Consider the following 13,432-nt stretch of genomic DNA (forward strand, 5'->3'; position numbering starts at 1 on the left):
TCAGATACCTCATCCGGGGTGCAAAAACCTGTGCGGAAGCTACGGAAATTGCTTGTTAACCAGTCCAAAGCATGGCTGCCGGGAGGGCCCATGGGCAGAAGCCAGCCAATAGAGCAGAAGCCCCTGCCGATCGCTCGGCAAGGGCTCACTTTGGGCTTCAGCGAAGTGGCTTAGCCTTCGATGATGTACACGATCTCACGCGTCTGGGGACGGACGATGACGTACTTGCCGTGCACCAAGATCACATCGTAGCCGCGCCATTCCGGATAGATTTCCACGATCTGGGGCGGCAGCGGGTGGAATCGGACGGACGCCGGGACGGCCGTGCCGACCGAAATGTTGAAGTTGACGTTCGTGGTCTCTTCGATCTTGGTCGACTTGATGGCCGTCGAGATCTGGCTCCGCTTCTCGGGAGGCGGTGCGGAGGCGGTGGCGGAGGCGTTACCGGTCGTGGTCTGCGACTTGCTGTCCGCGCCCTTGGTCTCCGCGCCCTTGGTCTGGGCGTTCATGTTGCCGCTCTTGGTGTCCGTCTCCGTGCTCTTGGACTTATCCATCTGGGATTTGTCGGTCTGCGATTTGTCCATGGTGCTCTTGGACTTGTCCTGCTGGGACTTGTCCTGCGCGCGTTCGTCGGTGCGCTGGCCCTTGGTCGCGCCGGCCTTGTCCTCAGCCGCGTTCTTGTTCATCTCGCGGCCCGAATGCTCGTCCTTGGTCGCACCCGAGGACTTCTCCTCCGCGGACGTGCCGGACTTCATGCTGCTGGAGCCGCCGGCCTGGCCAACGGTGCCCTTCTCCTGGGTCGACTCGCGGCCCATCGAACCGCCGCGCTCGGCGGCGCCGCCGGAAGGCTGCGAATGCTGCATCTGCGCACCACCGGCGCCACCACCGCTGTCGCGGTTCGTGGTGCCCTGTGCGTTTGCCAGACCCGTGCCCGCGACCAGCGCGAGCGCGGCAACCGAGATCATAAAGCGGTTAGACATAGAATTCTCCTCACGTGTCTCTTTGCGTCATTGCCCGCGCCGACAACGAAAGGAGATTTGAGTTGTTCCGGAACATCGGGGGTTCCGGGGCATTTGTTTCCTAAACGCGAGATGAACGCGTACGTCGGATTCGCGCCACGTTCGCGATGAAAGCAGTGCCAACAAAAAAAGCCGGCTCATCAGCCGGCCTTTTCTCATCGTGTCGTTGTAAATGCGCGCTCAGCAAGTCGCCTTGCCGCAGCGGGCAATGCCGATCTTTTCCTTGAGGCCCTCGACACCGACGGCGCCAACAACGATCTGCTTGCCGATCACATAGCTCGGCGTGCCATTCATGCCCATCGCTTCCGCGAGCTTGAAGTTCTCCTCGATGGTGGTGCGCACCTCGGCGCTGCCGATGTCCTTCTCGATCTTGGCGGTGTCGAGACCGGCTTCCTTGGCCGCCTGAAGCGCGCGCGCCTTGTCGGCCGCGCCACGGCCGCCGAGCAGCTTCTGATGGAAATCGAGATATTTCTTGCCGGAGGGATCCTGCATGCGCACCGCGACCGCGACCTGGGCTGCTTCGACCGAGCCCTGGCTCAGCACCGGAAACTCCTTCAGCACGACCTTCAGCTTCGGATCGGCCTTCATGAGGTCGAGCATGTCGCCCATGGCGCGCTTGCAGTAGCCGCAATTGTAGTCGAAGAACTCGACGAAGGTGACGTCGCCGTCCTTGTTGCCGAGCACGACCTGGCGCGGCGAGTTGAAGATCGCATCGGAATTCTGCGCGATGCTGGCCTCGTGCTTCTGCGTCTCGGCCGTGGCTTGGCGCTTGGTGAGCTCGGTCATCGCCTCCTCGAGCACCTCGGGATGAGTGACGAGGTAGTTCTTGAGGATCGCCTCGATGTCGGTGCGCTGGGCATCGGAGAAGCTGTCGGCCGACGCGGGCGAGGCCGCGCCGAACAGGGCGAGCGCGAACAGCGCGGGAGCAAGCAGGCGCAGCGAAGGCATAGGCAAATCCTCTTATCCAAAGCAGGTTTCGGAAAACGTCCCGGCTGACTTAAGCTCGGTGTCGTGACGTGGTGGTGTAAGGCGTAGCTTGGTCGATTTAGTTGCGCGACGGTTTTGACGCCACGATGTCGTCGGCCTTGACCCATCCGGGCGTGCCGACGGCGAAACGGGTTTTCGCGCGCGTCGCAAGCTCGCGGGCGGTCTTGTTGTCGCCGCGCAGATAAGCGGCCTGTGCCGACGCCAGATCCGCCTCGGCATAGTCTCCCTTCCGGCCATAGGCCATCGCGAGCTGCATGTAGCCGAGCTGGGCCTCCGGTTCCCGTGCCACCGCGCTCCTGAGAATCCGAACGGCGTCATCGGTGTAGGCTTTATTATCGGACCCAACCAGCGCCTGCCCAAGTAACATCTCGATGAGGGGCGCGTTGTTCGAGAGTGCGACAGCCTTGCGCAGGGCGGGAATCGCCTCGGCCGGCTTGCCACCTTCCAGCAGGGCCTGGCCGCGCACCTCGTAAAAATACGCATTGTTGGGCTGGACCTGGATCAACGCGTCGATCTGGGCGAGCGCGCTGCGCAAATCCCCGTGGAGATAGGTGCTGATGGCGCGGGCATAGCGCGCCGGCATGCTGTCGTTCGTCTGGGGATAGCGGCGGTAGACCGTCTCGGGCCGCTCCATGAAGGCGGAGATCTTGGCGCGCACCATGTCGTGGCGGAGCTGGAGCGCGGGATCGTCCTTCTTGTCCCAATAGGGGCTGGCGCTGGCGAATTGCTGGAGTGCAGCGACGCGCTCTGCGGGCATCGGGTGCGACTGGAGATAGGGATCGGTGCCGCGTGCCGCGAACAGGCTCTCGCTGGTGAAGCGCTTGAAGGTCTCGTACATGCCCTTCGGCGACTGCTGGGTCGCAGTCAGGAATTTCACGCCGGCGCGGTCGGCGTTCTCCTCCTGCTGACGCTGATAGGACAGCAGCGTACGGCGGATCATCTCCTGCGGTCCGGCGATCGCCGCCGCGCCGGCATTGGCCAGCCCATTGTTGCCGGCGCTGCCGCTGCCGCGTGTGCTGCCTGCGACCATCGCACCGGCGCCGAGCAGCATCGCGATGATCATCTGGGTCTGGGCGTTGGCGAGCTGCTCGCGCAGCTTGGACAGATGGCCGCCGGCCAGATGCCCGGTCTCGTGCGCGAGCACGCCGATGATCTGGTTCGGCGTCTCCGACTGAAGGATCGCACCGTAATTGACGAAGATGCGGCGACCATCGGCGACGAACGCGTTGAACGAGCCCTCGTTGACGATCACCATCTGGATGTTCTGCTTCTCCAGACCGGCGACGCGCAGGATCGGGCGCGTGTATTCGCGCAGGAGCTGTTCGGTCTCGGTGTCGCGCAGCACCGGCGGCCCCTTCATCTGCGCCTGCGCGGCCGGCAACGGCAGCAGCGCAATCGCAGCCGCCGTGACGAGGGCGGTGAGAACGGTGGCCTTCTTGCGCAATGCGATCTGGAGCAACATCAAGCGGTCTGGGTCAAACGGACTTGTTCAAGCAGCCTTGGTCAAGCATTCTTGGTCAAGGAGCTTCGTGATTGGTTTTGTCGATTGGCGGCGGACCGGATACGCGATATGCCCTTGTGCGCCTTACCCCTTATGAGCCGTACAATGCGGCCAGTCTGGGGCGCAAGCGCCCCGTTTCCGGACGGGACGGACCAGTCCGCCAGCGAATAGCAGAAATCGATGAACGATGGGACATTGAGGAACCGGTTGGGGCAGTGGCTCGAGCCCTCCCGCCGCAGCGATGTTCCCCCGTTCATGGTCATGGACGTCATGGCCGCGGCGGCCCGAATCGAGGCGGCCGGGGGCCACGTCATCCACATGGAGGTCGGCCAGCCCGCCGCCGGCGCGCCGAAGACCGCGATTGCGGCCGCCCATGCGGCGCTCGATGCGGGTCGGATCGATTATACCTCCGCGCTCGGCATCCCCAGCCTGCGCGAGCGCATCGCGCGACACTATCGCGACGCCTATGGCTGTGACGTCAGCCCCGAGCGGGTCGTGGTGACCACGGGCTCCTCCGGCGGGTTCATTTTGGCTTTCCTGGCGATGTTCGAGCCCGGCGACCGCGTCGCCGTGACGGTGCCGGGCTATCCGCCATACCGTCATATCCTCACCGCGCTCGGCTGCGAGCCGGTGCTGATCGAGACCACGAACGAGACGCGCCATGCGCTGACCGGCGAGGCCTTGCTGGCCGCCCACCGCAAGGCGCCGCTGAAGGGCGTGCTGGTCGGCAGCCCCGCCAATCCGACCGGGACGATGATGTCCCGCGAGGCGCTCGCTGGCCTGATCGCGGCGACGGAAGACGCGGGCATCCGCTTCATCTCGGATGAGATCTATCACGGGCTCGACTATGCGTTTCCCGCGGTGACGGCGGCAGCGCTGTCGGACCACGCACTCGTGATCAACTCGTTCTCGAAGTATTTTTGCATGACGGGCTGGCGCGTTGGCTGGATGGTCGTGCCCGAAACTCTGGTGCGGCCGATCGAGCGTCTCCAGCAGAACTTGTCGATCTCGGTGCCGTCGCTGTCGCAGATCGCGGCCGAGGCTGCCTTCGACGGCGCGGCCGAGATGGAGGAGATCAAGCACGGCTATCAGGAAAACCGGCGCATCCTGATCGAGGGATTGCCCAAGGCCGGCCTGACCAGGTTTCTGCCGGCCGACGGCGCATTCTATCTCTATGCGGACGTCTCGGACTTCACCTCCGACAGTTTCGAGTTCGCCAAGCAGATGCTGGAGCAGGCGCACGTCGCGGTCACGCCGGGCCTCGACTTCGATCCCATCCACGGTCGTTCATTCATACGGCTCTCTTATGCGCGTTCGGCAGAGGAGATGCGGGAAGCAGTTGACCGGATCGCTCACTGGCTTAAATAGCCGCGAGTTTTCGACAGCCTTCTTCGACAGCCTCCGGAGTTCAATTTTGTCTGACCGTTCCGTCCCGTCCACCGCCACTTCTCATTCTTCTCTCGCCGCATTGATGTGGCCGACCCGGCCGGGTGAAGCCGTCGGCGCACTTCGCGCTCTCGTGCTGATTGCACTCGGCACCGGCTTGATGGCGCTGTCCGCCAAGGTGAACCTGCCGCTGCCTTACGTGCCCATGACATTGCAGACGCTGGTCGTGTTGATGATCGGTGCCGCTTATGGCTGGCGGCTTGGCAGCGCAACCATGGTCGCCTACCTCGCTGAGGGCGCGATGGGCCTGCCGGTATTCGCCGGTCCGGTCGGTGGAATTGCACCGCTGGTCGGCCCGACCGCGGGCTATCTGTTCGGCTTCATTGGCGCTGCCTTCGTCACCGGCTGGCTCGCCGAGCGCGGTTGGGATCGCAGTGTGGTGCTGCTGTTTGCGGCCATGGCCGTTGGCCACATCCTCATTCTGGCCGCGGGCTTTGGCTGGCTGGCCTTCGGCCTCGGCCTGGGCGCCGCCAAGGCGTGGCAGGTCGGCCTGCTGCCGTTCGTTGCGGCCTCGCTGGTCAAGAACGCGCTTGGCGCGACGTTGATGCCGGCGATACGCCGGGTCGTCGATCGCCGGTAAAACGCGCAATAGCGAGCAGTTCCAATTGACAGGGCCGGCCAAGTTGATCTTGGCTGGCTGTGAGTTGAGGGGGAGTGAAACAATGACGACGACAACGATGGCGGGGGCGCCGGTCGCGCCGCCCGCCGCCAAGCCGTGGTACAAGGTTCTCTATGTCCAGGTGCTGATCGCGATCGTGCTCGGCGCCCTCGTCGGCTGGCTTTGGCCGTCAATCGCCACCAACGAATGGGTCAAGGCGCTCGGCGACGGCTTCATCAAACTGATCAAGATGGTGATCGCGCCGATCATCTTCTGCACCGTTGTCTCGGGCATCGCGCATATCCAGGACGCCAAGAAGGTCGGCCGCATCGGCGTCAAGGCGCTGGTCTATTTCGAGATCGTCTCGACCTTCGCGCTGGTGATTGGACTTATCATCGGCAATCTGGTGAAGCCGGGTGCGGGCTTCGGCAGCGCCGCGGCCAACGCGCAGGCCGTCGCCAACTACGCCAAGCAGGCCGAAGGCCAGAGGTCGGTCGACTTCGTGCTGCATATCATTCCGGACACCGTCGTCGGCGCCTTCGCGCAAGGCGAGATCCTGCAGGTGCTGCTGTTCTCGGTGCTGTTCGGCTTCGCCATCATGGGGCTCGGCGAGCGCGGTCACACCATCCGCAGCTTCATCGACGACGCCGCGCATGCGGTGTTCGGAGTCATCTCCATCGTGATGCGCGCGGCGCCGATTGGCGCCTTCGGCGCGATGGCCTACACCATCGGCAAGTTCGGCACCGGGGCGATCCTCAACCTGGTCGGCCTGATCGCGACGTTCTACCTGACCGCGGCGCTGTTCGTGTTCGTCGTGCTCGGTACCATCGCGCGCTTCGCGGGCTTCTCCATCTTCAAGTTCCTCGCCTACATCAAGGACGAGCTGCTGATTGTGCTCGGCACCTCGTCCTCGGAAAGCGCGTTGCCGTCCTTGATGGAAAAGCTCGAGCGCCTCGGCTGCTCGAAGTCAGTGGTCGGCCTCGTGGTGCCCACGGGCTATTCGTTCAATCTCGACGGCACCAACATCTACATGACGCTGGCGACGCTGTTCATCGCGCAGGCGCTGGGTTTCGATCTCACCTTCGGCCAGCAGCTGACCATCCTGGTGGTGGCGATGCTGACCTCGAAGGGGGCCTCCGGTATCACCGGCGCGGGCTTCATCACGCTGGCGGCAACGCTCGCCGTGGTCGATCCGCGCCTCGTGCCGGGCATGGCGATCGTGCTCGGCATCGACAAGTTCATGAGCGAGTGCCGCGCGCTGACCAATCTGTGCGGCAACGGCGTGGCCTGCGTGATCGTCGCCTGGTGGGAGGGCGAACTCGATCGCGACAAGCTCAACGCCAACCTCGCCAGGCAGATCGATCCGACCGACATGGAAACGGCTGTCACGACGGACTGATTTGCTGGTTGCCTGTGACGGCGCTAGCTGCGCCGTCAGGCCGCGAAATAAGAGGGCTGGTCGAGATCCTCGATCAGCCCTTTTTCTTTCGGCATCCAGCCGAGAGCAGCACGCGTCTTCGCGCTCGAGGTCGGAACGTCGGCGCCCGCGAACTGTGCGAACCAGCCGAAATGCGCGGCCGCTTCCTCCGGCGATTTGGACACGACGGGCACGCCGAGCCGTCGGCCGATCACCTCCGCAATCGCCTTGAACGGCACGCCTTCCTCCGCGATCGCGTGATAGTGCTTCGTGGTTGCGCCTTGCTCCAGCGCCAGCCGATAGACGCGCGCGGCATCGAAGCGATGCGCGGCGGGCCAGCGGTTGCTACCGTCGCCGACATAGGCTGACACGCCTTTCTGGCGCGCAAGGTTGATCAGGATCGGGACGAAGCCGTGATCGCCCTCGCCATGGGTGGACGGCGGAAGACGAACCACGGCTGCGCGGACGCCGGCCAGCGACAACGCAGTCGATTCCGACCGGCGTGGAAAGCCGTGCGCGGACTCGTCGTCCTCGGTCGCGAGGCGGCCGGGGGCGAGCAGCGCGACGCCGGAGGTGACGATGAGCGGACGATCAGAGCCGTTGAGCTCCTCGCCGATCGCCAGGATCGCGCGGCGGTCGAGCTCGCAATTGTCCAGAAACTTCGAGAAGTCGTGGTTGAAGCCGAGGTGCAGGACGCCGTCCGAAGCAGCGGCGCCGCTGCGCAGGGACGGATGGTCCTCCAGCGACCCGCGATGGACCTCGGCGCCCATCGCGGCGAGGGCGGCTGCGCCGGTGTCGCTGCGGGCAAGGCCGGTAACGCGATGGCCGGCGGCGATCAGGTCCCGAACCACGGCGGAGCCGACGAAGCCGGTGGCGCCGGTGACCAAAACACGCATGAGTAATCTCCAAGAAACCTTTGAGAGGTTGGTGGAGACGACCATCTGCGCTAAGATTATCCGGGTAAAGTAGTGATATTATCAGGGTATAAGAGCTAACAGGATGAGCGAGACCGCGACAGCTGAGAACCTTTTGGGGACCTACCTCAAAGACCGCCGCACCCGGCTCGATGCCGCCGCGTTCGGGTTCGCCGGCAGCCGCAGGCGTACGCCCGGGCTGCGCCGCGAGGAGGTGGCTCAGCGCGCCAATATCAGCCCGACCTGGTACACATGGCTGGAGCAGGGCCGCGGCGGCGCGCCGTCGGCCGACGTGCTCGACCGCATCGCGCGTGCGCTGATGCTGACCGATGTCGAGCGCGAGCACCTGTTCCTGATCGGCCTCGGCCGACCGCCTGAGGTGCGTTACCAGGCGCGCGAAGGCGTCTCGCCGCGGCTGCAGCGCGTGCTCGATGCACTCGAAGTCAGCCCGGCGCTGGTGCGGACCGCGACCTGGGATGTCGTCGCCTGGAATCGTGCCGCAAGCGTGGTGCTGACCGACTACGGCGCGATCCCGCCGGGACAGCGCAACATCCTGCGCTTCATCTTCTGCGATCCCCGGGTGCGCGCAGCAAATCATGACTGGGACAGCGTGGCGCGGTTCGTGGTGGCAGCCTTCAGGGCCGATGCCGCGCGGGCGGGCGCGGTCTCGCATGTCGCCGATTTCGTCGATGAGCTCTGCCGCACCAGTCCGGAATTCGCAGCGCTGTGGCGCGACAACGACGTACGCCATCATGGCGACGGCACCAAGCGGCTGCGGCACCCAGTTCACGGCACCATGTCGTTCGAATATTCGAGCTTCAATGTCGAGGGCCGCTCCGATCTCAGCATGATCGTCTACAACCCGGCGACACCCGAAGATGCCGAGCGGATCAAAAAGCTGCTCGCGGGGCACGTCGACTGACGAGCACAGCCCCTGGTATCCGACCATGCGGCTGATCCGTCAGCGCGCCCCACGCGAATGGGACGGCCGGCTCGCGGTCGTCGCCGCGAGCACCGAAGGTTAGAACCGCTCCGGCCGGTAAGGCGTCGGATCAATCGCCGGCGTTTCGCCGCTCATCATCTCGGCGAGTAATCGTCCGGTTGCGGGGCCCAGCGTAAAACCCTGGTGGCCGTGGCCAAAGTTCATCCAGAGGCCGGGATGGCGTGGGGCAGGCCCGAGCACCGGCAGCATATCGGGCGTGCAGGGGCGGGTGCCGAACCACGGATCGGGCTCGACGCGCCTGCCGAGGTCGATCAGTTCGCGCGCGTTGGCTTCGGCGCTGGCGAGCTGCACCGGCGTCGCGAGCGCATCCATGCCGGTCAGCTCCGCGCCAGTCGTGATGCGGATGCCCTTGGCCATCGGACCCATGGCGTAGCCACCGGCCTTGTCGACCAGCGGCAGATCGAGCGACGCGCCGCCGCTGTAATGCATGTGGTAGCCGCGCTTGCGCACCAGCGGAATGCGATAACCGAATTTGTGCAGCAGATCGGGCGACCACGGTCCGAGCGTCACGACGGCGTGGGCGGCATCGATGCGTCCCTGATCCGTATCGACCGACCAGCCGGTGGAGGTCTGCTGCAAGCTCTGGGCATCACCGAGCACAATGCCGCCGCCGAGGCGCTCGAACAGTTCGGCATAAGCCGTGACCAGCGCGCCGGGATCGGACACGGTCCAGGTGTCGAGCCAATGGATCGCACCGGGCAAATCATCGCGCAGGACCGGTTCGGCCTTGGCGAGCTCGGCGCCCGAGAGCGCCCGAAACCTCACGCCGAATTCGCGCTGGTCTTCTTCCGCCGATTTGACGGCGAGATCGAACGATGCAGCGTCGCGATGCAGATGGCGGTATCCCGCCCGGCGGATCAGATTGTCGGCATGGGCTTCGCGGATGAGGATGTCGTGCTCCACCGTCGCGTAGGCGATCAGCCGCGCCCAGGCGTCGGTCGCCTCGCGATGCCGCTTCGGCGCCGAATGCCACCAGTAACGGAGCAGGGGCTCGATATGGAGATGAAGCGACGACAGGCTGTAGTGCACGTCGTTGGTGCGACCCGTGGCGATCTTCAGGAGCGAGGCGATGTCGCGCGGCATCGGATAGGGGCGGACCGCTTCCGCCTGGATCATCCCGGCATTGCCGTAGCTGGTCTCGCGGCCCGGCTCCCTGCGATCGACCAGCGTGACGGACCAGCCGCGCTGCTGGAGGTGCAGTGCCGCGCTGACGCCGATCATGCCGCCGCCAAGTACGATCGCGCTTTGCATCGGAATGACCTCGCCAAATCGAAACCGCCCGGTTTGGCCGGGCGGTTTCAACAGTCTTGTTCGCTTTATTCGCCGCCGCCGAAGCGGCGCGACCACCAACCGGCGCGACGCGGTGCGGACGATGTTTGACTTTCTGCTTCCGGCGCGGGCTCCGGAGCCGGCGGGGCAACCGGCTCGGCCGCCTGCGCAACCGGTGCCGGCTCACTCGGGCTGCTTGACCCGAAGCTCACTTTTTCCCGAACCGTAGAACGGCGTCGTCCGGCCTTGTCGTCGGCGTGCTCTTCGTCCGCGGCAGCAGGAGCCGGCTCGGGCTGGGCGATCCGTGCCTCGGCGCGCGGCTCTGGCTGGGTGACCTGCGGCTCCGAGGTGTGCTCGGCCTGCGCGATCGAGGGCGCAGCCTCGCCGCCAAAACCGTCGAAATCGGCGACCGCGTCGGTCGCTTCCGACGGCGCATTGGCGGCGAGTTCGTCGCCAATGGAGCCGGCGAGACCTTCCTCGCCAGGACCGCGCCGGCGTCGTCCGCCACGGCGACCACGCCGGCGGCGGCGGTCGGCGCTGGCCTGTTGCTCGCCACGGGCTGCCTGCTCCTCGCCTTCCTCGCCGTCCTGCTCGGCCTCGACTTCCTCTTCGCCTTCGCCGGCCGCTACGGCCGTCTCGGCAACAGCGGGAGCGCCATCCTCGCGCGTCTCCTCGTCGCGCTGGCCACCGCGGCCGCGGCGGCGACGGCGACGCTTGCGGCGCTGGCTGTCCTGCTCGGACGCGGCGTCGCCTGCGGTTTGCTCTTCGACGAGACCTTCGGTCTCCTCGGTCTCGACCTCGGATTCGGTCTCCGGATCGAACTCCTCGTCGTCATAGGCCTCTTCGACCAGGGGCGGCGGGCTTGCGGCCGCCTGCGCCGCCAGCAGAGCCTTGGCCGCTTCCAGCGTATGCACCTGTTCGCCGCGGTCGATGACATAGGCCTGTGGTCCGCTGACGCTCGCGTCGGCGATGACCGACAACGTGACCTTGAAGCCGTTCTCGAGGTCGCGCAGATGGCCGCGCTTATGGTTCAGCACGTAGAGCGCGACGTCGGTGCGGGTACGGACCACGAGATTGTGGGTGGCGCCCTTCATCAGGATCTCTTCGAGGCCGCGCAGCAACTGGAGCGCAACCGAGGACACCGAGCGCACATGGCCCGTGCCACCGCAATGCGTGCAGGGATCGGTCGAGGATTCCAGCACGCTGGCGCGGATGCGCTGGCGCGACATCTCGAGCAGGCCGAAATGCGAGATGCGTCCGACCTGGATGCGCGCGCGGTCCTGCCGGAGGCAATCGGACAGCTTGCGTTCGACCGCGCGATTGTTGCGCTTCTCGTCCATGTCGATGAAGTCGATGACGATCAGGCCGGCGAGGTCGCGCAGCCGAAGCTGACGCGCAACCTCTTCGGAGGCCTCGAGATTGGTCTTGAGCGCGGTGTCCTCGATATGATGCTCGCGCGTCGAGCGTCCGGAGTTGACGTCGATCGAGACCAGCGCTTCGGTCTGGTTGATCACGATGTAGCCGCCGGAGCGCAACTGCACGGTCGGCGAGAACATCGCGTCGAGCTGGCTTTCGACACCCATGCGCGAGAACAGCGGCTGGCCGTCGCGATACTGCCTCACCGCGCTCACATTGGCGGGCATCAGCATCTTCATGAAGTCGCGCGCTTCGCGGTAACCGGATTCACCGGCAACTGAGATCTCGTCGATCTCCTTGTTGTAGAGGTCGCGCAGCGAGCGCTTGATCAGCGAGCCTTCCTCGTAGACAAGAGTCGGGGCCTGCGACTTCAGCGTCATGTCGCGCACCGTCTCCCACATCCGGATCAGGTACTCGAAATCGCGCTTGATCTCGGGCTTGGTGCGGGCGGCACCCGCCGTGCGCAGAATGATCCCCATGCCCTCGGGCACGTCGAGATCCTGCACCACTTCCTTCAGGCGCGAACGGTCCTGCGCGCTGGTGATTTTGCGGCTGATGCCGCCGCCGCGCGCGGTGTTCGGCATCAATACGGCGTAGCGGCCGGCGAGCGAGAGGTAGGTCGTCAGCGCCGCGCCCTTGTTGCCGCGCTCTTCCTTGACGACCTGCACCAGCATCACCTGGCGGCGCTTGATGACTTCCTGGATCTTGTACTGGCGGCGCGGACGGAAGGTGCGCTCCGGCACTTCCTCCAGCACATCGTCGCCGCCGACGGATTCAACGACGTCCTCTTCGGCTTCCTCGTCGTCTTCGTCGTCGTCGTCCTCGCCCGCCGCGTCGGATTCGTGATGCGGAGCCTCGGCGCTCTCGCCGGCGGCGTACACGGCGTCGGCCGGTTCGGCGGCTGACGTTACGGCCCCGGCGAGATTGTCGGCGTGTGCTTCGAAGGCAGCCGCCTGCTGCTCGGCAACGGCCTCGGTGGCGACCACGGGCTCGGCGCCGATCGCCGCAACAGGCGCCGGCGTCTCGTCGTCATGATCATGGTCGTGATGATCGTGTTCGCCGTGATGACCATGGTCGTCATGGTCATGGGCGTGATGATCGTCACCATGAGCATGATGATCGTGGTCGTGATCATGCCCTTCGTGGTCATGATCGTGATGATCGTGGCCTTCGTGCTCGCCGTGATGCTCCGCGCCGGCGTGCAGGTGCTCGCCCTCGTGCGAAGCGCCCTCGGGCAGGGCCTCGCCCTGGAGCGGCTGGGCTGCGGGATCGGCGCCTTCGACGACGTCGCTGCGGACGCGTTCGCCCTGGCTCCGGCGGCGGGAGTTGCGGTGGCGCGAGCGGCGGCGGCCGTGGGAACGGTTCTCGCTCTCTTCCTCGGCCTCGCGGTGGGCCTGCTCCTCGGCTTCGATCAGCGCCTGCCGGTCGGCAACCGGGATCTGGTAGTAATCGGGATGGATTTCGCTGAAGGCGAGGAAGCCGTGGCGGTTGCCGCCATATTCGATGAAGGCGGCCTGGAGCGAGGGTTCGACCCTCGTGACCTTGGCGAGGTAGATGTTCCCGCGCAGTTGCTTGCGTTGCGCGGTCTCGAAATCAAACTCTTCGACGCGATTGCCGCGGACCACGACGACCCGGGTCTCTTCCGGGTGGGTGGCATCGATCAACATCTTGTTGGGCATGTCTTAACTCTCGGCGGCGGCGGGCGCGATTCACCGTGGGCGCCATCAGCGCTGCCGGGTGACGCGACGGTCCACCTGATTCGGGGGTGAGGGGAAGGCCGAAACGCCGTCTCTCGCGCCTTGCCGAACCGGAAGCCGAAGGACCGAAGCGGCGCGCGGGATTGTTACTCCGCAGCGTCGCGA

Annotated in this window: 11 protein-coding genes; 5 read left to right on the plus strand and 6 right to left on the minus strand. The window is 65.5% G+C overall.

Annotation, left to right across the window (positions count from 1 at the left end; all coding sequences use genetic code 11):
• Nucleotides 1-170: 170 nt before the first annotated feature.
• The 3 genes from IVB27_RS00610 to IVB27_RS00620 all read right to left on the minus strand — a co-directional run bounded on the left by IVB27_RS00610 (nucleotide 171) and on the right by IVB27_RS00620 (nucleotide 3,468).
• Nucleotides 171-980 carry a DUF1236 domain-containing protein gene (locus IVB27_RS00610; RefSeq protein WP_247347193.1) on the minus strand — a complete coding sequence of 270 codons (810 nt, stop codon included), beginning with the start codon at nucleotides 978-980 and terminating at the stop codon, nucleotides 171-173.
• A 219-nt stretch (nucleotides 981-1,199) separates the two neighbouring features.
• Nucleotides 1,200-1,967, minus strand: coding sequence for a DsbA family protein (locus tag IVB27_RS00615; protein WP_247440561.1), 768 nt, complete (start codon nucleotides 1,965-1,967; stop codon nucleotides 1,200-1,202).
• A gap of 97 nt (nucleotides 1,968-2,064) precedes the next feature.
• Nucleotides 2,065-3,468 carry a M48 family metalloprotease gene (locus IVB27_RS00620; RefSeq protein ID WP_247347191.1) on the minus strand — a complete coding sequence of 468 codons (1,404 nt, stop codon included), beginning with the start codon at nucleotides 3,466-3,468 and terminating at the stop codon, nucleotides 2,065-2,067.
• 219 nt (nucleotides 3,469-3,687) lie between these two features.
• Between IVB27_RS00620 and IVB27_RS00625 the strand changes: the two genes are divergently transcribed.
• From IVB27_RS00625 to IVB27_RS00635, 3 genes are all read left to right on the plus strand, one after another.
• Nucleotides 3,688-4,875 (plus strand): pyridoxal phosphate-dependent aminotransferase, encoded by a 1,188-nt coding sequence (locus IVB27_RS00625; protein WP_247440562.1) that lies wholly within the window; start codon nucleotides 3,688-3,690, stop codon nucleotides 4,873-4,875.
• Between the two features lie 103 nt (nucleotides 4,876-4,978).
• Complete coding sequence (locus IVB27_RS00630; RefSeq protein ID WP_247440636.1) at nucleotides 4,979-5,533, plus strand: biotin transporter BioY; 555 nt, start codon at nucleotides 4,979-4,981, stop codon at nucleotides 5,531-5,533.
• An 82-nt stretch (nucleotides 5,534-5,615) separates the two neighbouring features.
• Nucleotides 5,616-6,950, plus strand: a complete 1,335-nt coding sequence (locus tag IVB27_RS00635; RefSeq protein ID WP_247440563.1) for a dicarboxylate/amino acid:cation symporter — start codon at nucleotides 5,616-5,618, stop codon at nucleotides 6,948-6,950.
• Between the two features lie 35 nt (nucleotides 6,951-6,985).
• Here IVB27_RS00635 and IVB27_RS00640 read toward each other — a convergent pair whose 3' ends face one another.
• Nucleotides 6,986-7,864, minus strand: a complete 879-nt coding sequence (locus IVB27_RS00640) for an SDR family oxidoreductase (protein ID WP_247440564.1) — start codon at nucleotides 7,862-7,864, stop codon at nucleotides 6,986-6,988.
• Between the two features lie 103 nt (nucleotides 7,865-7,967).
• Between IVB27_RS00640 and IVB27_RS00645 the strand changes: the two genes are divergently transcribed.
• Entirely contained in the window at nucleotides 7,968-8,804 is an 837-nt protein-coding gene (locus IVB27_RS00645; RefSeq protein WP_247440565.1) for a helix-turn-helix transcriptional regulator, read from the plus strand.
• Between the two features lie 99 nt (nucleotides 8,805-8,903).
• Here IVB27_RS00645 and IVB27_RS00650 read toward each other — a convergent pair whose 3' ends face one another.
• Nucleotides 8,904-10,136 (minus strand): NAD(P)/FAD-dependent oxidoreductase, encoded by a 1,233-nt coding sequence (locus IVB27_RS00650; protein WP_247440567.1) that lies wholly within the window; start codon nucleotides 10,134-10,136, stop codon nucleotides 8,904-8,906.
• Nucleotides 10,137-10,201: 65 nt separating this feature from the next.
• Entirely contained in the window at nucleotides 10,202-12,556 is a 2,355-nt protein-coding gene (locus tag IVB27_RS00655) for an Rne/Rng family ribonuclease (protein WP_345946795.1), read from the minus strand.
• Here IVB27_RS00655 and IVB27_RS43155 point away from each other — a divergent pair.
• Nucleotides 12,503-13,339 (plus strand): hypothetical protein, encoded by an 837-nt coding sequence (locus IVB27_RS43155; RefSeq protein WP_345946796.1) that lies wholly within the window; start codon nucleotides 12,503-12,505, stop codon nucleotides 13,337-13,339. The two genes, IVB27_RS00655 and IVB27_RS43155, sit on opposite strands and share 54 nt — an antisense overlap.
• Nucleotides 13,340-13,432 lie beyond the last annotated feature (93 nt).

The organism is Bradyrhizobium sp. 197 (genome assembly GCF_023073375.1).
Lineage (GTDB): Bacteria > Pseudomonadota > Alphaproteobacteria > Rhizobiales > Xanthobacteraceae > Bradyrhizobium.